The sequence below is a fragment of the Streptococcus suis genome, assembly GCF_002960425.1.
Classification (GTDB): Bacteria; Bacillota; Bacilli; order Lactobacillales; family Streptococcaceae; genus Streptococcus; species Streptococcus suis_S.
This window is the reverse complement of record NZ_POIZ01000051.1, coordinates 20,976-39,334: the sequence shown is the minus strand read 5'-3', so window position 1 is coordinate 39,334 and position 18,359 is coordinate 20,976. Positions and strand designations below refer to the sequence as shown.

The 18,359-nt window shown below is 42.1% G+C and carries 16 protein-coding genes; 3 read left to right on the top strand and 13 right to left on the bottom strand.

Features of this window, described 5'->3' with window-relative positions:
- Positions 1–461: 461 nt before the first annotated feature.
- The 6 genes from ftsX to C1G57_RS06880 form a co-directional block, all read right to left on the bottom strand.
- On the bottom strand, positions 462–1,391 hold the full coding sequence (ftsX, locus tag C1G57_RS06905) for a permease-like cell division protein FtsX (RefSeq protein ID WP_161941122.1): 930 nt from the start codon (positions 1,389–1,391) through the stop codon (positions 462–464).
- The gene (gene ftsE, locus C1G57_RS06900) at positions 1,384–2,076 is read right to left on the bottom strand and encodes a cell division ATP-binding protein FtsE (RefSeq protein ID WP_105114296.1); all 693 of its coding nucleotides are present in this window, start codon (positions 2,074–2,076) and stop codon (positions 1,384–1,386) included. The genes ftsX and ftsE overlap by 8 nt, the downstream gene beginning before the upstream one ends.
- 198 nt (positions 2,077–2,274) lie before the next feature.
- Positions 2,275–3,370 (bottom strand): peptide chain release factor 2 gene (gene prfB / locus C1G57_RS06895; protein WP_105114295.1). Its coding sequence is split into 2 segments (ribosomal slippage): positions 2,275–3,297 and positions 3,299–3,370, totalling 1,095 coding nucleotides; the frame shifts between segments, so codons are not numbered across the junction.
- Between the two features lie 34 nt (positions 3,371–3,404).
- Positions 3,405–4,532, bottom strand: coding sequence for a tRNA epoxyqueuosine(34) reductase QueG (gene queG / locus C1G57_RS06890; protein WP_105114294.1), 1,128 nt, complete (start codon positions 4,530–4,532; stop codon positions 3,405–3,407).
- A 50-nt stretch (positions 4,533–4,582) separates the two neighbouring features.
- Complete coding sequence (locus tag C1G57_RS06885; RefSeq protein ID WP_105114293.1) at positions 4,583–5,071, bottom strand: VanZ family protein; 489 nt, start codon at positions 5,069–5,071, stop codon at positions 4,583–4,585.
- Positions 5,072–5,324: 253 nt separating this feature from the next.
- Positions 5,325–5,750, bottom strand: a complete 426-nt coding sequence (locus tag C1G57_RS06880) for a TM2 domain-containing protein (RefSeq protein ID WP_238142251.1) — start codon at positions 5,748–5,750, stop codon at positions 5,325–5,327.
- A gap of 131 nt (positions 5,751–5,881) precedes the next feature.
- Between C1G57_RS06880 and C1G57_RS11250 the strand changes: the two genes are divergently transcribed.
- Entirely contained in the window at positions 5,882–6,271 is a 390-nt protein-coding gene (locus C1G57_RS11250; RefSeq protein WP_193434482.1) for a hypothetical protein, read from the top strand.
- A 126-nt stretch (positions 6,272–6,397) separates the two neighbouring features.
- Here C1G57_RS11250 and C1G57_RS06865 read toward each other — a convergent pair whose 3' ends face one another.
- From C1G57_RS06865 to C1G57_RS06855, 3 genes are all read right to left on the bottom strand, one after another.
- Positions 6,398–9,085, bottom strand: coding sequence for a cation-translocating P-type ATPase (locus tag C1G57_RS06865; RefSeq protein WP_105114292.1), 2,688 nt, complete (start codon positions 9,083–9,085; stop codon positions 6,398–6,400).
- Positions 9,086–9,298: 213 nt separating this feature from the next.
- The gene (locus C1G57_RS06860; protein ID WP_105114291.1) at positions 9,299–9,685 is read right to left on the bottom strand and encodes a DUF1934 domain-containing protein; all 387 of its coding nucleotides are present in this window, start codon (positions 9,683–9,685) and stop codon (positions 9,299–9,301) included.
- 8 nt (positions 9,686–9,693) lie between these two features.
- On the bottom strand, positions 9,694–10,584 hold the full coding sequence (locus C1G57_RS06855; protein WP_105114290.1) for a sulfite exporter TauE/SafE family protein: 891 nt from the start codon (positions 10,582–10,584) through the stop codon (positions 9,694–9,696).
- 98 nt (positions 10,585–10,682) lie between these two features.
- Here C1G57_RS06855 and C1G57_RS06850 point away from each other — a divergent pair, with 98 nt between their 5' ends.
- Together C1G57_RS06850 and yidA are read left to right on the top strand one after the other, a co-directional pair.
- Positions 10,683–11,996 carry an HD domain-containing protein gene (locus C1G57_RS06850; RefSeq protein ID WP_105114289.1) on the top strand — a complete coding sequence of 438 codons (1,314 nt, stop codon included), beginning with the start codon at positions 10,683–10,685 and terminating at the stop codon, positions 11,994–11,996.
- Complete coding sequence (gene yidA / locus C1G57_RS06845) at positions 11,986–12,795, top strand: sugar-phosphatase (RefSeq protein WP_105114288.1); 810 nt, start codon at positions 11,986–11,988, stop codon at positions 12,793–12,795. Before C1G57_RS06850 ends, yidA begins: the two co-directional genes overlap by 11 nt.
- A gap of 62 nt (positions 12,796–12,857) precedes the next feature.
- Here yidA and tpiA read toward each other — a convergent pair whose 3' ends face one another.
- The 4 genes from tpiA to C1G57_RS06825 all read right to left on the bottom strand — a co-directional run bounded on the left by tpiA (position 12,858) and on the right by C1G57_RS06825 (position 18,126).
- On the bottom strand, positions 12,858–13,610 hold the full coding sequence (gene tpiA / locus C1G57_RS06840; RefSeq protein WP_004298713.1) for a triose-phosphate isomerase: 753 nt from the start codon (positions 13,608–13,610) through the stop codon (positions 12,858–12,860).
- Between the two features lie 127 nt (positions 13,611–13,737).
- Positions 13,738–14,835 carry an LD-carboxypeptidase LdcB/DacB gene (ldcB, locus tag C1G57_RS11665; RefSeq protein ID WP_269088118.1) on the bottom strand — a complete coding sequence of 366 codons (1,098 nt, stop codon included), beginning with the start codon at positions 14,833–14,835 and terminating at the stop codon, positions 13,738–13,740.
- A 320-nt stretch (positions 14,836–15,155) separates the two neighbouring features.
- On the bottom strand, positions 15,156–16,352 hold the full coding sequence (gene tuf / locus C1G57_RS06830; RefSeq protein ID WP_024531546.1) for an elongation factor Tu: 1,197 nt from the start codon (positions 16,350–16,352) through the stop codon (positions 15,156–15,158).
- A gap of 220 nt (positions 16,353–16,572) precedes the next feature.
- The gene (locus tag C1G57_RS06825; protein ID WP_105114287.1) at positions 16,573–18,126 is read right to left on the bottom strand and encodes a GBS Bsp-like repeat-containing protein; all 1,554 of its coding nucleotides are present in this window, start codon (positions 18,124–18,126) and stop codon (positions 16,573–16,575) included.
- Positions 18,127–18,359: the final 233 nt, after the last annotated feature.

The window sequence follows — 18,359 nt, the reverse complement described above, 5'->3', positions numbered from 1 at the left end:
CTGTTAAAGGTTGGAGATAAGATTTGCAAAGCAAATCACAACAGTTCGTGTTTTACACTCCAAATCTGACCATTACGACTGTTGCGAACAAAGTTCGCTTTATCTCCAACCTCAAACTGTCTCCCAGACAGTTTGAGCTATGCGGGGGTGGGAGTGAAACAGTCTGGGAATAGACTGTTTCAGCTCAACAACTAGAAATAAAGACTTGTTGACGAACTCATTTTTGAAAAATAGAGTTCTTTCTCACTCCCACTTTCGTAGAGTACGGCAAGGCGAAAGTGACGATGTATCGTCATTTAGTTTTTCTTTTATTACTTCGTTAACTCGCCTTGCCTAACTCCAGTTATGCCTGCGACTCGTTGCCTAGTACTAAAAGTAAACTAAAAGACTATATCAAAGCTCTTCAAGTGACTATAATACAAAAGGTCCGACACTGGCAAAAGTGCGGACCTTTATTGTCATTAAATTTTCAAGTAACGGTTCATGGAAATAACGGAACCAAGCGAACCGATGAGGATACCAATTACAAATAGGGAACCAACCATACTTGGAATGAAAATATCCATGCTAATCAAGGACAGGTCTTGGCTGGCAAGACTGGCATTGACTGAATTGTAAAACATCTGATAGAGGAAATAAACCAAGGCAGATGGTAAAATCGCACCAAGTAGACCCACCCAGGCGCCTTCCCAGAGGAAAGGACCACGGATATAACTGTTCTTGGCACCCACCAAACGCATAATCTGAATTTCACGACTACGAGAAATAATGGTAATCCGAATGGTGTTGGAAATCAAGAAGATGGCTGTGAACAAGAGCAAGCCTGTCGCCGCAAGACCCCATGTACGAACCATTGAAGCCAATTTGAAAATACGCTCGGTCTCCACCTCACCATCACGGACCTCTGTCACCCCATCAATTTTTGCAACTTCTGCCGCAACCGATTTTACATACTGGGGATCGGTCGTATCAATAATATAGGCATCATAAAGCGGGTTGGCATCTCCTTGGAACAAATTCCAGGTTTCACCCAAGGTATCCGTCAGCTTTTTCAACTGTTCATCTTTACTTGAATAGGTTACTGTTTGAACATTCGGCAAAGCTGTGATTTGATTGTAAACCTTTTGGAAATCAGGGTTAGCTACCGTTTCACCAGCCTCATTGACAATGGTTTCAGCCTGATCTGTTGAGTTAGCCCGCAAATAGACATTGATGCGGACATTGTGCTCCAAATCAGAAGCCAGTTTAGCCGTATTTAGAATAACTGAAGCAAACAAACCAACCATGGCCAGTGTAATAGTGACTGAGGAAATAGCTGCAACCGTCATCCAGCCATTACGCTTCAAACTCTTGAGTGACTCAATAAAGTGTCTAAAAAATCGTCTAATCATCGTATCCATACTCTCCTTGTTCTTCGTCCCGTACCACTCGACCGTCTTCGATCGCGATAACGCGGTGGCGGAGGGTATTTACAATCTGACTATTGTGGGTGGCCATCAGAACAGTTGTCCCCTGCAAGTTGATCCGCTCCAAGAGGTTCATGATTTCCCAAGAGTTTTCAGGATCCAAGTTACCAGTCGGCTCATCGGCAATCAATACTTTCGGATTGTTGACAATCGCACGGGCAATGGCGATACGCTGCTGCTCACCACCCGAAAGTTCATTTGGGAAGGAACGGATTTTATGCTTGAGACCAACCAAGTCCAAGACTTCCATCACACGTTTTTTAATATTGCGCGGTTTCTCACCAATAACTTCCATAGCATAAGCAATATTTTCAAACACAGTCTTTTTAGGAAGAAGTTTGTAGTCCTGGAAGACCACACCTACACTACGACGCAAGAGAGGAACATCCCTTTTCTTAATCTTAGCCAGGTCAAACTTTCCAACTGTCAAACTCCCCTTATCAAGCTTTTCTTCGCGATACAAAAGTTTGATAAAGGTTGACTTACCCGCACCTGAAGGGCCAACAATATAGGCAAATTCTCCAGCCTCAACATTGACGGATACTCCTCGAAGGGCCGTCGTTCCGTTTCCATATTTCTTGGAAACGTTCTTCATTTCAATAATTCTCATAGGATTTTCTGTCTCAGACAGTCCTTTCTTTAGATTTGAGAACCTGTATTCACAGTTCAACACTTGCATCTAAGGCTAGTTTTCAACTACTCATCCTTCGTTTTTTTCATAATACAGTCAGTATTCTCTCAAAAAACTTCCTTGATGAACGAAAAACTATCTCTTATATACCAGTACTTCATTTGTACATATCGGTTCTTAGCTAATTCTCCATTTTAGATAGGCATCGATAAAGCCGTCCAAATCTCCATCCATTACCTTGTCGACTTGGGCCACCTCGTGACCAGTACGGTGGTCTTTGACCATGGTATAAGGCGTAAAGACGTAAGAACGAATCTGGCTTCCCCAAGTAATCTCTTTCTTATCTCCCTTGAGTGAGTCCACTTCTGCCGCCTTCTTCTCCTGCTCTAATTGATATAATTTAGCCTGCAAGAGTTTCATGGCACGATCTCGGTTGCCATACTGGGTTCGGTCAACAGTTGACTGGGTGACAATACCTGTTGGAATGTGGGTCAAACGAACACCAGTCGATACCTTGTTGACGTTCTGACCACCGGCACCACCTGAGCGGAAGGTATCCATTTTCACCTCATCATCTCGGATTTCAATTTCAATGGTGTCATCCAATTCAGGCATGACCTCTACAGATGTAAAGGAAGTATGGCGACGTTTTGCAGAGTCAAATGGTGAGATACGTACCAACCGGTGAACACCCATTTCTGACTTGAGCAAACCATAGGCATTTGGACCTGTGAAGCTAAGGGTTACAGACTTAATTCCAGCCTCATCCCCAGCCTGATAGTCCAAGGTTTCTACCGCAAATCCTTTGGCATTTCCAAAACGCTGATACATCCGTAGAAGCATTTCTCCCCAGTCCTGAGCCTCTGTACCACCCGAACCTGGATGGATTTCCAAGATGGCATTATTGTGGTCATAAGGCTCTGACAAGAGCAGGGTCATCTCATAAGCAGTCATGGCTTTGTCCAATTCTGCCAACTTCTCAACCAATTCATCCCGAACAGACTCATCTTCTGCTAGAAAATCTAGCAAAATTTCGGACTCATCAAATAAATCCAACATCTGATGGAAATTTCCATAGGTATTTTTTAATTCATTCAACTCCTGAGACGTCTTCTGGGCTGCCAAATTATCATTCCAAAAATCTGGCTCCGTCATCTTGTTCTCAAGAATGGCAATCTCTTCTTCCAGACCTTCTAAGTCAAAGAGACCCCCTAAAAGAAGTTAATTTTTTGCCAAGTTCTTCAATCTTTTGGCGAATTTCTGCTGTATCCATATGCACCTCATTTTTTATTCATCTCTTTATTATATCACATTTGCAAGTCCTTGACCATGTTGAGAAAGGCAGCTTGCTCCGCTAAAACATCCTCATTATCCGATTGAATTCCCGCTATAAAGTCTACCATCTCCTCATTGGGTTGTTTGACCAACTGTCCCAGAGCCCATATAGCTGTCGCCATATGGATGGGATTTTGCTTCTTATCGATGATTTCTAGGAGTTTGGGAATGGCAGAGCGATCATTGCTATTGGCTAAGGCAATGATGGCATTGCGTTGAAGAATATTTTTCCCCCGCCAAGAACCTGCAATCATGCCAAATTTTTCCTTGAACTGGCCATTAGACAAGTCCAAAAAGGGAATTAGCTCAGGCTCAGCCAAATCTGGATCAATGTCTACCACAGGAGGACTGGAAATCCCCTTGTTATAAGGACAACAAATCTGACAAATATCACAACCGTAAATAACCGTCTTGATTTTCTTGCGGAATTCCAAGTCCATCATGCCCTTGTCCTGTGTCTGAAAGGATAGACAACGACGGGCATTCATGGTCGTGTCCCCTAATAAACAGGAGGTTGGGCAGGCCGCAACACAACGATTGCAATCGCCACAGTCGTAGTCCACTGGCTGATCAGGCTCAATCTCAAGGTTGGTCACCAACTCGCCCAAAAACATATAGGAACCAAATTCCTTAGAAATGACCAGGCCATTCTTACCGATAAAGCCAATTCCAGCTCTTCTGGCAACAGCAGTATCCACCAAGGCGCCTGTGTCCACCATGGCCTTATATTCCAAGCCATCCGTCAGCTTTTCAATCCCCCGTGCCAAACGCTCCATCTTATCTTGCAAGATATAGTGGTAGTCTAACCCCCAAGAGCTAGGTGTAATTTTTCCACGTTTGAATTGGGTCTTCTGCGGTTTGGTGGGCAGGTGGCGAGGATAGGCTACTGCTATGGAAATAATGGTCTTTGCAGATGCCAAGGACAATTTGGGGCGAATGCGTTCTTCAATATTCTTGTGTTCGAAGCCTGACGAACGCCCCTCTTCCTGACTAGCCCGAAGGGATTTCTCCAAGTAATCGAAATCATCCGCCGTGGTAAAGCCAATCTTGGAAATCCCTATTTCCTGAGATAGTTTAATAATCTCTTCTTTAATATTCATTGATATTCATTTTCTTCATTTTATCAAAACATTCTCATCTTTGGCAAGGATTACACAAGAAAATAAGTTGTTAATATAACAAAAATCGTAAGAACCAAAGAAAAGACATTCATGCGGGCGTAAGTTTTCTCATGCCAAATGCTCGTCAATACATACATGATATTGATACCGATGGCACCGCCCAAACCATTTGCCAGCAAATCCGTTATATCTGCAATCCCCAGCAACAGAATATACTGTACAACTTCAAAGGCCAAACTAACAAGTAGAATAACAAGTAAATTTACTGTCCAAGAAGCCTTACGAAATAGGATTTCCATATAAATGCCAAAGGGAATAAAACTGACAACGTTAAAGAGAATTTCTGGAAAATTTAATACTCCATCATAGACAGCTGTTCCAGCCAGTGGTATCAGATTTATCTGAGCAGCAGAGTAACGACCAGCTAGGATGGACAAGTCCATCTTAAAGACAATCATCCAGGTCAGTAAAAGGAGGTAGGTTAGGAATAAAAACATACTGATTTTTCTAGTCTGCATAAAAAACCTCCTCTCCAGCATATTTTACCATTATACCATAAAAGCTAGCTTAAAAAATAACACTTTTATGACAAAGCCCACACCATGTTACAGGCACTTTACAAGCCAGCCCCAAATATAGTCATTTGAATTATGGTGGTTTCAATTAAGAAAAGGACAAGTTACTATGGCAACCTGCACCTCAGTTCCTTGTCTGTAGCTCTTCAAGAAAGGATAGAAAAAGAAGGTCTAACAAACCTCCTTCCTCATTCTATTAAGAAAATGTTCGATTGCCATACTGAAAGGCTTTGAATTGCTGAATCTGAGCCATAAGCCGTTGGTAATTCGCTTCCTTACAAGCCTTCATAATCAAAAAGCAGTCAATGAATTTCCATAGATACAAACCCATAAACAAGAGTATCCCCACCAGAATAAAAAGGGTAATAAAGGCTACTCCAAAGATAATCAACTTAACCGAACCCAAACGTTTGTCCCCTATATAGAAACGGTCAACACCGAACTCTCCAAAAAAGATGGCTAAGATAAGGGCTATTAGGGGTTGGCGCAACTCAACCATCATCAGTGCGTTCAAAGCTCCCTCGTCTAAATCCTCTAATTCTTTCTGAAGAAGAATCAACTTGTCAGAGGGTAAATAACTACTCTTACTAAATACATAATTTTGCAGATAATTCATATCCATCTCACCTCTTAAAAAATTATAGCAGTTTCTTGGTGAACAGGCAAGCACCGACCAATTTTTCAGCTTAGAAATCGTTTACAAGAAACCGTCATTTTGCTACAATAAACATAGAAACTGAAAAGAGGTGTCCTATGCGTGTAACGATTTCTTATCCAAAAAATCCCAAACAAGCTACTACTAACAAACTTCCCATTCTAATGGATGGAAGGATCGCTGGAACCCTTACCCAAGGAAAAATTCTCAGCCTACCCCTTCAACATCCAACAGCTACAATCAGTGTACGAGGAGATAAAAAGTCAGCCATTCAAGTTAAGGAGGGCGATAGGGTCCAAATAGTAGAAAACAGCAAATACTTCATTCTCTACTACTTCAGCTTGGCTATCCTACCAATCGCCTTACTGTTTAACTTACCAACTCTTGTCAAAACCATCCTCTTCATACTAGCACTAGCCATCACTTTGTTGGGACAAGCAATCTTCCCAAAATACCTTATCAGTACAGAAAAAAGCTCAGACCAATAAATCTGAGCTTTTTCAAATGATATAGTCTTCAGTTTGCTTTTAGTACAAGGCAACGAGGCGCAGGCTGTACTGAAGTACGGCAAGGCGAGTTAACGAAGTAATAAAAGATAAGCTGAATAACTATATTTAGATAGCTTTTTCATCCAATCCCATCTTACGTTGAACAAATTTAACAATTTCAACAACGACAACCATGAGACCTGAACCAATAATCGCAACCAACCATTGAGTTGGAGTCAAGATTGAAACCTTGAAGAAGGTATTGAAGCCTGGGATTACCAAGGTTGCCATCAAGAGCAAGAAGGCAGCTACGATAGACCAGTTAAAGAGTTTATTCTTAAATGGACCAACGGTAAAGATAGATTGGTATACAGACTTAACGTTGAAGGCATGCACCAACTGGATCAAACCAAGCGTCAAGTAAGCCATGGTCAAAGCGTCTGCGTGGATAGCGTGTTCATCACCTGCATGCTCTGGATAAAGAAGGGCAAAGCCATAAACACCCAAAACAAGAGCGGTTTGAAGGATACCTTGGTAAACGATAGAACTCAATACACCACCTGAGAAGAAGCTTGAGTTACGTCCACGAGGTTTGTGTTTCATGACACCTGGCTCAGCAGGTTCAACACCAAGGGCAATCGCTGGCAGTGTATCTGTTACCAAGTTAATCCAAAGAAGATGAACTGGCTCCAATACGTCCCAACCAAAGAGGGTAGCAAGGAAGATACACAATACCTCAGCAGTGTTAGCTGACAAGAGATATTGGATCGTTTTTTGGATGTTTGAGAAGACTTTACGCCCTTCTTCAACCGCCACGATAATAGTCGCAAAGTTGTCATCTGCAAGGACCATATCAGAGGCACCTTTCGAAACTTCCGTACCTGTGATACCCATACCGATACCGATGTCGGCAGTCTTCAATGATGGTGCATCGTTAACACCGTCACCCGTCATGGCAACAACCTTACCATCATTTTGCCAAGCCTTAACGATACGAACCTTGTGTTCTGGAGATACACGAGCATATACAGAATATTGCTTGAAGACTTTTTGGAATTCTTCATCTGTCAATTCATTGAGCTCGGCACCTGTAAATACATGGTCTTCTGTATCGTTTGGATCAATGATACCAAGACGCTTTGCAATCGCCTCAGCTGTATCCTGGTGGTCACCTGTAATCATGATTGGACGGATACCCGCTTCCTTAGCAACACGAACAGCTTCAGCTGCTTCAGGACGCTCAGGGTCAATCATACCAACCAAGCCTGAGAAGACTAGGTCATTTTCAAGGACTTCAGATTCCAATTCAGGAATAGCATCCACATACTTGTAAGCCATCATCAAGACACGGAGGGCTTGTTTAGCCAATTCCTTGTTGGTTGCAAGGATAGCTTGCTTATCCGCATCTGTAATCGGACGGATTGAGCCATTTTCTTCAATTTGCGTTACACGTTTGAGCAACTGGTCTGGAGCACCCTTAACAGCTACGAAGAAGTTTCCAGCAGCTTGTTGGTGAACAGTTGACATCAATTTACGTGTTGAGTCAAATGGCAATTCTGCTACACGAGGCTCAGAAACCAAGACTTCACGAACATCAAAGTTTTGATCCAAACCAAATTGAACAAGTGCCGTTTCAGTTGGGTCGCCAATCAATTTACCTGTTGGGTCAACTTTTGTATCGTTGGCAAAGTTCATAACACGAAGCGTTTTATTGCTTGCATCCAAAGCTTCTTTAGCATCCACTAATTGACCGTTTGTATAGACTTTCTCAACCGTCATCTGGTTCATGGTCAAAGTACCAGTCTTATCTGATGCGATAATTTCAGTTGAACCAAGTGTTTCTACGGCTGGTAACTTACGGATGATGGAGTTACGCTTAGCCAATACTTGAGTACCAAGTGAAAGAACAACAGTAACGATAGCTGGCAAACCTTCTGGAATGGCAGCAACCGCAAGTGCTACAGAAGTCATAAGAGCAGGCAAGATTCCTTCTCCACGTACGAAGACTGATACAGCCATTGTAATCACAGCGATGACCAATACTGCATAGGTCAAAACTTTAGACAACTGGTGCAAGTTCTGTTTCAATGGAGTATCTGTTTCATCTGCATTGGCAAGCATGCCTGCGATATGCCCCACCTCAGTGTACATACCAGTGTTGGTAACTACACCAAGACCACGTCCGTAGGTAACGTTAGAGTTTTGGTAGGCCATGTTGACGCGGTCACCGATTGGTGCATCCGCTTCAAGAATCTTAGAAAGATCCTTGTCAACTGGAACTGACTCACCAGTAAGGGCAGCTTCTTCGATTTTGAGGGAGTTGGCTTCTAGCAAGCGCATATCCGCTGGAACAACGTCACCTGCCTCAAGCAAGACGATATCACCTGGAACCAAGTCTTTCGAATCAACCTCAACAACGTGACTATCACGAAGGGCACGTGCGACAGGGCTCGACATGTTCTTAAGAGCTTCAATGGCTGCTTCTGCTTGACCTTCTTGGTAAACACCAAAGGCAGCGTTAAGGATAACCACCGCTAAGATGATGATAGCATCCGTCAGACCGTGCGAACCTTCTGTAATTACCGTCAAGAGTGCTGCTGCAATCAAGATGATGATCATCAAGTCCTTAAACTGATCCAAGAATTTTGCCAAGAGTGTACGCTTCTCACCCTCATCCAATTCATTACGACCATAGTCCGCTAGACGTTTGCTAGCTTCGCTGCTTGACAAACCATCTAAAGAAGACTCCATGCTTGACAATACTTGCTCTTCGCTTTGTGTATAAAACAAATCGCGTTTTTGTTCTTTTGACAATTTCCTTCTCCTTTTCGGCCCCTTTTCTATCTTGTCAAATAAAAAAGAGACCTGTTTTATTAAAACAAGTCTCGCTATTTAAGATAGTGCCGGAAACGATTTTCGGAATGACGACACTACCACGGAAAATTCCGTTAGCTACTCCCTCGATTTGCTAACTATTATAACAAATTTCTAGGGAATTTCAAAGAATATTTTCTATGAAAACGTTTTTCATTTCCAAGCAATCGTCATCCTATAGCTAGCAAATTTCTGCTGATGTTCAAGCCCCTTTAAGTCATAATGGAGGGCTAGTTCTTGCCGTTCAGCACTCATCTGATATAGGCTGGTTTGTGTGACAAAATGCTGGATCCCCATAGGTGTGGGAATGGTTACAATAGCTTCTTGTTCCTTCACAAATCGCATGATAGACTTGGGATTGGAAAAACGTGTCATAACCAGTTCGTTTTCATCACACTTGATGACAACCTTTTCAGCCTCATCATTCTGATAAATGAGATAAACTTTGCCTTCTTTTTCCTTCACTTCTACAGGAAAAGTCTGGTCTATCACTTCCAACTGTCCATCTAAATCAATTTCATTCCGTAGACGAATGTTCATGTTACCTCCTATGACGTTTTAATATTGGTAATGAATGATGAACGAAGCAGGGTCAGACCTGTAAAGGCTGCGATAAAGACAACTAAGATTTTCAAATTATTGATGTCCAAATTAGATAGGAAGAAGGCCGCTGTCAAGACACCCAAAACACCTCCTACAATAATTCCTGGAACTCCTGGCCAATTGACCCGGCCCGATTGGATAAATTGCTTGGCCCCAGCAGACAACATCATAGCTGCATTCAGCATCATGACAGGAAGGGCCACCGCTGGACTAATGCCCATCAAGGAGAAGAAAATCAATTCTGGTGCGTAGTTGCCCAAGCCCATACTCAAAAGCATACCGATAAAAAAGTCAAATACAATCCCAACAAGCAGCTTCCAACCTGTCAGACCACGAACATCATTGGCCAAATCAGCACCAGGATTGGTCACCATCCGATAGACCATAATCCCTGCTGCGATGATGAGCAAAATCCCCAAGACCCGCTGTACTTTCTTGGTATCCCAATGTTGCGTCACACGGGCACCAACTGAGGCACCTGTAAATGCAGCAATAGCCAGAGAAATCAAGGTAGTCATTTCTACTTCTACAATGGTGATAAAGAGCAGGGCCTCCAACAAGATGGGAATGATGTGAGCCGTCGTCATAGTTGCTGGAATCCGTCGGTCATCCTCTATCAATTTTGTCGCCTTCAGCAAACTTGTCGTTGTTGCAAAGGTACCAATCCCCAAGGTATCCAACAAATCTGTTACATAACCAATGGCAAAGCCCGTCCAAAATCTGTCTTTCAAAGAAATCTTATTTTTCCGAGCATAGCTAACAATCAAGTAAAGCATCCAGGCAATCATCCCCACAAGGATAAACTGGATAGCATGTAAAATAAGTTTATTTGTCATTCCTCCATTATACTCAAAAGATAGTATTTGGTACATAGCAATATCCTTGTTTTATGTGAAAAAGCCGAAATTCTGACAATTTTTGGTATAATAAATCTATGATAGAAAAAGTTTTTCGTGACCCTGTCCATAACTATGTTCATGTTGATCATGAATTGATTTACAAACTCATCAATACAAAGGAATTCCAGCGACTACGCCGCATCAAGCAACTAGGGACCACTTCCTATACCTTCCACGGTGGCGAGCATAGCCGCTTTTCGCACTGCCTTGGTGTCTATGAAATAGCTCGAAGGATTACAGAAAAATTTGAAGAGAAATATCCACAAGTCTGGAACCCCTCGGAAAGTCTGATTACCATGATTGCTGCTCTTTTACATGATATTGGACACGGAGCCTATTCCCATACCTTTGAGCGCCTCTTCGATACCGACCACGAAGAAATGACCTGTGCCATTATTACCAGTCCTGAAACGGAAGTCAATAGTCTATTGAAACAGATTGCACCTGATTTCCCTGATAAAATCGCCTCCGTCATCAACCACACCTATCCCAATAAACAGGTGGTTCAACTGATTTCCAGTCAAATTGACGTTGACCGTATGGATTACCTATTGAGAGATTCCTATTTTACAGGAGCAAATTATGGCGAATTTGACTTGACCCGCATTTTGCGTGTTATCCGTCCCACAGAAAACGGTATTGCCTTCAAGGAATCTGGTATGCACGCTGTGGAAGACTATGTCCTCAGCCGTTACCAAATGTATATGCAGGTCTACTTCCATCCTGCCAGTCGTTCTATGGAAGTTTTATTGCAGAACTTGCTCAATCGGGCAAAATTACTCTATAAGAGCGAGCAAGACTTTTTTGCTCGAACCTCTCCCCGTCTCCTACCCTTTTTTGAACACCGTGTCAGCTTGTCTGACTATCTAGCCCTGGATGACGGAGTGATGAATACCTATTTCCAATCTTGGATTGATGGTCCCGATCATATTTTATCCGACCTGGCCCAGCGCTACATCAACCGAAAGGTCTTCAAATCCATCACCTTTAAGGTAGAAAACGAAGAAGAACTCAATCAACTTCGTAGCTTGGTTGCCGATGTTGGCTTTGACCCTGAATACTATACAGCTATCCATCATAATTTCGACCTGCCTTACGATATTTACCGTCCCCATTCTGAAAAGAAACGGACACAGATTGAGATTTATCGCAAGGATGATACCAAGGTCGAACTATCCACCTTATCGCCTATTGTCCACTCTCTTTCTGGAACCATCCATGGTGATAGCCGCTTCTATTTCCCAAAAGAAATGCTGGAAGATACTGGGATTTTCAGCCCACAGACTGCTGATTTTATCAGCCATATTCACAACGATCAATTTACAACTGGAGAAAACCATGTCAATTAAACTCGTCGCCATCGACATCGATGGTACCCTCTTAAATAGCCAACACGAAATCACACCTGAGGTCTTTTCAGCCATCCAGGATGCCAAAAAAGCAGGTGTGAAAATTGTCATTGCCACAGGTCGCCCCATCTCTGGTGTTCGTACAATTTTGGAAGAACTCCATCTAAATGAGGTTGGCGACTATGTTATTACCTTTAACGGTGGTCTTGTTCAAGACGCTGCCACTGGTGAGGATATTGTCAAAGATACCTTGTCCTACGACGATTATCTGGACATCGAATTAGCTGCCCGCAAACTCAAGCTTCCTATGCATGCCAGTACAAAAGAGGGCATGTATACTGCCAACCGCAATATTGGGAAATATACCATTTATGAATCCATGCTAGTCAGCTCGCCTGTCTTCTACCGAACTCCAGAGGAGATGGCTGACAAGGAAATCATTAAGGTCATGATGGTAGACGAGGCAGACATTCTTGACGCTGCCATCCCACAACTGCCTGCTAGCCTAACTGACAAATACAATGTTGCCAAATCTGCACCATTTTATTTGGAAATCACCCCTAAAACAGTTAACAAGGGACAGGCTATCATCCAATTAGCTGAAAAATTGGGGCTGACCATGGACCAAACCATGGCTATCGGTGACCAAGAAAATGACCGTTCCATGCTTGAAGTTGTCGGTAACCCTGTGGTCATGGAAAATGGCAATCCAGAACTCAAGAAAATTGCCAAATACATTACCAAATCCAATGACGAGAGCGGAGTCGCCCATGCTCTCATAGAATGGGTACTCAAATAACCTCTTACAGTCACAAAAAAGACATCGGATTGTTGCATCCGATGTCTTTTTCTATGCTCTTATTAGAAGTTCAACAAAGCCAAGAAGCTTTCTGCTTCAAGTGAAGCTCCACCAACAAGCGCACCGTCAACGTCTGGACAAGCCATGTATTCAGCAACGTTTGATGGGTTTACAGAACCACCGTATTGAACGCGAACCTTGTCAGCCACTTCTTGACCGAAGTCAGCTGCAACAACGTCACGAACTGCTTTACACATGTTTTGTGCATCATCTTTAGTAGCTGACTTACCAGTACCGATTGCCCAGATTGGCTCATAAGCAATAACAAGAGATGCTACTTGTTCAGCAGTCAAGTCTTTCAAAGCTGCAGAAACTTGCGCACCTACGAATTCCACTGCTTTACCAGCTTCATAGGTTTCAAGTGACTCACCACAGCAGATGATTGGAGTCAAACCGTTGCGGAAGATAGCGTGTGCTTTTTTGTTGATGTCTTCGTCAGTTTCATGGAAGTAATCACGACGCTCTGAGTGACCGATAACAACGTAGTTAACGCCCATTTCAGCCAATACTTTTGGAGATGTTTCACCAGTGAAGGCACCTGCATCTTCAAAGTAGCAGTTTTGAGCAGCAACTTTCAATTCAGAATCTTTAGCAAACCACAAGAGAGCGTTCAAATCTACAGCTGGTGCTGCGATAGCTGCTTCAATTTTGTCGCCAGCAGGCAATTTTCCTGCAATAGCCTCAACGAAAGCTTGTGCTTCCTGAGGATTTTTGTTCATTTTCCAGTTTCCTGCAATGATTGGTTTACGTGACATTTCACATACCTCTTCTTAAAATTTTTTACAGTCCCTATTATAGCATATTTTTAAAAAAGATTAAAGTACAATATGGAATTCCCAAGCCCGTATTTAGCAACCTGAGACTACGGACTTCTACTCTTGTTTACTGATAATCTCCACCTGCAATCTCAAAATATTCCTCAAGCGTTAGACCTGAATGATAAATATCAGCCGCTTCCTGACCAACATATCGAACATGCCACTCCTCATGCATATAACCTGTTATCGCTTCTTTTCCAGGAAGATACCTTATGATAAAACCATATTCATGAGCGTGTTTGGCTAACCATTGAGCTGCTTCTCCCTGCAAAAGTTCCCCTTGACCATTCAAAATATCAAAAGCTAGACCAGTTTGATGCTCACTATAGCCAGGACGAGCAGAATAACGATCCGCTGCCGATCGTCCCTCCTGAGCAACATAATTATTATATAGGGAATCCTGTAGACTATAACTTCTAAAACCACTATAAGAATGACTTATTGAAAATCCGAGCTGACGCATTTGATTAGTCAGAGTTAGGAAAGCTGCCTTTGCCTCAGCGTTTTCACCCGGGCTATATTGACTGTTGACAGGATATTTTTTGTTGACAATTGGAACATACCCATATTTACCTCTTACATAATAGTAATAACCATTATATAAGACATTCGATACATATTGGGTCTGCATCGGATTCCCTAAACTCTCGGCAAAAAATGCCTCACCTTCTTGTTTCCAACCATGATTTGGCAAGATACTATACTCATTAAAATCAGTAGTCCAATGATGTAAACCACGTAATGCAGGATTATAAACACGATAAATCGGTGTGCTACCCCCAGAATAAAAAACTGGATTCCCAGCATTATCTAACTGCCACCCATGATAGGTTGTCAATACCCTTACCTCATTTAAATCCATTGTATATAAATGATTTTGCAGTCCATGATTATATAAGCGATAAACAGCATTTCCCGAACTAGGAGCATACCAAGCTACTCCCTCATAGCCCCAATGATGTTGCTGATACAGTACATCTTTTTCGTTAGCATCGATTGTATAAAGATGTTCCCCATTTTCATAATTATATAATCTGTAAATAGCATGACTCTCTCCTGCTGTTCCCGACTGATTATCTAGAGCGAAGATCATATGGGAAGAAAATAGAGAAAGGCTGCAAAAACTAAATAATAGCATAAAGTAAAAACGTATTTTTCTCATAATATCTCTCCTTTCACTTTATTGTATCATACCTTCTCATAGATCATGAAATGTTTTCGAAAAATAGTAATCTATAACGAAAGCCTTTCCTACTAATTTTTTATAAATCTATCTACATTTATTGACTTGCGCATAGAAGCACTCTCTTAAGTATATTAAGAACTCAAAATCTACATAAAACCGAATGATCTATACTGGTATTACAGATAGGAGCTAGAAATAGTATCGGTATTTGTTACAGAAAAAACCCTCTACCCGAGAGTAGAGAGTTACAATTTAGTTGTCTGACTATAATTGTTATTTCTGGGAACTCAATCGAATTAAGCTTCGATTTCTGTAACCATACCTGAACCAACAGTACGTCCACCTTCACGGATAGAGAAAGTAGTACCTTGTTCAACGGCGATTGGGTGGATCAATTCAACGTCGATAGTAACGTTATCACCAGGCATTACCATTTCAGTACCTTCTGGCAATTTGATTGAACCAGTTACGTCAGTTGTACGGAAGTAGAACTGTGGACGGTAGTTGTCGAAGAATGGAGTGTGACGTCCACCTTCTTCTTTAGTAAGGATGTAAACTTCACCTTTGAATTTAGTGTGTGGGTTGATTGAACCTGGTTTAGAGATAACTTGACCACGTTCGATTTCATCACGTTGAACACCACGAAGAAGCACACCAACGTTATCGCCGGCAAGACCTTCGTCAAGTTGTTTACGGAACATTTCAACACCAGTAACAACTGCTTTAGATTTTTCTTCTTGAAGACCAACGATTTCGATTTCGTCGTTGACACGAACTGTACCACGGTCGATACGTCCTGAAGCTACAGTACCACGACCAGTGATTGAGAATACGTCCTCGACTGGAAGCAACAATGGTTTGTCAGTGTCGCGTTCTGGTTCTGGAATGTACTCATCAACAGTGTTCATCAATTCCATAACGATGTCTTCGTACTTAGCATCACCTTCAAGAGCTTTAAGAGCTGAACCTTGGATAACTGGAAGATCATCACCTGGGAAATCGTATTCTGAAAGAAGGTCACGGATTTCCATTTCAACCAACTCAAGCAATTCTTCGTCGTCAACCAAGTCAACTTTGTTCATGAAGACGATAAGGTGTTTAACACCAACCTGACGTGAAAGAAGGATGTGCTCACGAGTTTGTGGCATTGGACCGTCAGTTGAAGCTACTACAAGGATAGCACCGTCCATCTGAGCGGCACCAGTGATCATGTTTTTAACGTAGTCCGCGTGTCCTGGAGCGTCGATGTGAGCGTAGTGGCGTTTTTCAGTTTCGTACTCAACGTGTGCAGTGTTGATAGTGATACCGCGCTCGCGCTCTTCTGGAGCAGCATCGATAGACGCATAGTCTTTAGGTTGGTTAACTGATGAAGGCAAGCGACGTGCCAATACAGTTGTGATAGCTGCAGTCAAAGTAGTTTTACCGTGGTCAACGTGTCCAATTGTACCAATGTTAACGTGTGGTTTACTACGATCGTATTTTTCTTTTGCCATTTTGGTAAAAGCCTCCAATAAAATATATTTTATAGATAGACAGTAGGCAATACGGTCTAACTTTACCTTACTATTCTATCAAATTGTAGCAGAAATGCAAGCATTTTCTATCTTTTTTGTTATTTATTGCCAGAAAGTCCTTTTTTCTAGCTTCCCAGACCAGCAATAACTCGCCAGCAAGTCCTGCTGACGAGTCAGTTATATCAGTAACTAGCTGGTTCTAGTTATCAATTTTGACGTAACGACGAACACCACTATAAGACAAATAGGAAATCCACTGATGACCGTCTGATTCTATTTTTTTATCGTAATTGACTTTCTCTCCCTTTTCAAATGTGAACTGCGTTATTGCACCTTCCTTAGCTTCATTTTTTACAGCAACCTGTTTGGTAAAATGATAAGTTCCTTGGTCTGCTAATTTCTCTACCTGTGTCGCTTGGGATGAACCCGCAACGGATGCTTTGGTTTGAGTTGTGGTTACACCAACTAGCTTTCCATCGTTTTCTACATAGTAAAGGTGAGCGTGATAGACTCCTTGTTCATTCTTATGCGTAGTTAGAGAAACCGATACCTTATAATTTCCGTTGGCTTGGCGGACGGCATCATACCAAACAATATCATTTTGACCTTCCTGTTCTGACCAGACCGGCACTTTCACCGCTTTGATTCCCTGGCTATCCGATACATTAGAAATCTCGATATCAAAACCTGTACTTGTCTGATTTTGGATTGTCAATTGACCTGTCGGAGTACTTGTTTGTGTTGTTACTGGCTGACCAGCGACAGACTGAACTGAACTTGAAACTTTTCCCAAATCGACATAACGTCGAACACCACTATAAGACAAATAGGAAATCCACTGATGACCGTCTGATTCTATTTTTTTATCGTAATTGACTTTCTCTCCCTTTTCAAATGTGAACTGTGTTATTGCACCTTCCTTAGCTTCATTTTTTACAGCAACCTGTTTGGTAAAATGATAAGTTCCTTGGTCTGCTAATTTCTCTACCTGTGTCGCTTGGGATGAACCCGCAACGGATGCTTTGGTTTGAGTTGTGGTTACACCAACTAGCTTTCCATCGTTTTCTACATAGTAAAGGTGAGCGTGATAGACTCCTTGTTCATTCTTATGCGTAGTTAGAGAAACCGATACCTTATAATTTCCGTTGGCTTGGCGGACGGCATCATACCAAACAATATCATTTTGACCTTCCTGTTCTGACCAGACCGGCACTTTCACCGCTTTGATTCCCTGGCTATCCGATACATTAGAAACCTCGATATCAAAACCTGTACTTGTCTGATTTTGGATTGTCAACTGACCTGTCGGAGTACTTGCCTGTGCTGGTGGACTGGTAACTGTTACTGGTAAAGTTCGAGTAGCCTCTACTACCGAAGTTTCCTGTGGGGAGGGTTCCTGACTGGTAGTAGTGCTAGGCTTTTCTTGACTTGAAGCTACTGGAGAAACTTGACTTTCCGAAGTCAGAGTATGACTGCTCTCCACACCAGACGCCTGTCCCTCTGTCTGGCTAGCAACCTTTTGTGTCTCATCTACAAGCTGAGCTGGTTCAGACTTTAGCTGAACAGCCTGGTTACTCTCTCCTACTTGTACCAGCGATAGGTTACTTGATGCAGCTGTCCCTACCTGCTCATCAGCCTTTACATCCTGTAGCCCAAAGACCAAACTAGTTCCTATCAGTACTGAAGCAGCACCCAAGGAATACTTCCGAATAGAGAAACTTTGTTTTTCTTGACCAAATCTTGTGCGGCGCATAAATCATATCCTACCTTTCTGTTATCCTTTTCACTCCTATAATATAACTATATATGTCATATTTTGAACGAAAATTGTAACATTTTTGTAATATTTGTATTGAGAAAGTAATATTCTTTCCCTTACTTATACTATTCGTAAATAGTCATGAAAAAAGAAAATTTTTTAAAAATTTTTCCAAATAAATGAAAAACCTTGTCTGAAAGCAATTCAAGCAAGGTAGTTATTCATCT

Excerpts from the sequence above, each read along its gene's own strand:
- ftsX (WP_161941122.1), bottom strand. The coding sequence starts at position 1,391 with ATGATTAGACGATTTTTTAGACACTTTATTGAGTCACTCAAGAGTTTG.
- ftsE (WP_105114296.1), bottom strand. The coding sequence starts at position 2,076 with ATGAGAATTATTGAAATGAAGAACGTTTCCAAGAAATATGGAAACGGA.
- queG (WP_105114294.1), bottom strand. The coding sequence starts at position 4,532 with ATGAATATTAAAGAAGAGATTATTAAACTATCTCAGGAAATAGGGATT.
- C1G57_RS06885 (WP_105114293.1), bottom strand. The coding sequence starts at position 5,071 with ATGCAGACTAGAAAAATCAGTATGTTTTTATTCCTAACCTACCTCCTT.
- C1G57_RS06880 (WP_238142251.1), bottom strand. The coding sequence starts at position 5,750 with ATGGATATGAATTATCTGCAAAATTATGTATTTAGTAAGAGTAGTTAT.
- C1G57_RS11250 (WP_193434482.1), top strand. The coding sequence starts at position 5,882 with ATGCGTGTAACGATTTCTTATCCAAAAAATCCCAAACAAGCTACTACT.
- C1G57_RS06860 (WP_105114291.1), bottom strand. The coding sequence starts at position 9,685 with ATGAACATTCGTCTACGGAATGAAATTGATTTAGATGGACAGTTGGAA.
- C1G57_RS06855 (WP_105114290.1), bottom strand. The coding sequence starts at position 10,584 with ATGACAAATAAACTTATTTTACATGCTATCCAGTTTATCCTTGTGGGG.
- C1G57_RS06850 (WP_105114289.1), top strand. The coding sequence starts at position 10,683 with ATGATAGAAAAAGTTTTTCGTGACCCTGTCCATAACTATGTTCATGTT.
- yidA (WP_105114288.1), top strand. The coding sequence starts at position 11,986 with ATGTCAATTAAACTCGTCGCCATCGACATCGATGGTACCCTCTTAAAT.
- tpiA (WP_004298713.1), bottom strand. The coding sequence starts at position 13,610 with ATGTCACGTAAACCAATCATTGCAGGAAACTGGAAAATGAACAAAAAT.
- ldcB (WP_269088118.1), bottom strand. The coding sequence starts at position 14,835 with ATGAGAAAAATACGTTTTTACTTTATGCTATTATTTAGTTTTTGCAGC.
- tuf (WP_024531546.1), bottom strand. The coding sequence starts at position 16,352 with ATGGCAAAAGAAAAATACGATCGTAGTAAACCACACGTTAACATTGGT.
- C1G57_RS06825 (WP_105114287.1), bottom strand. The coding sequence starts at position 18,126 with ATGCGCCGCACAAGATTTGGTCAAGAAAAACAAAGTTTCTCTATTCGG.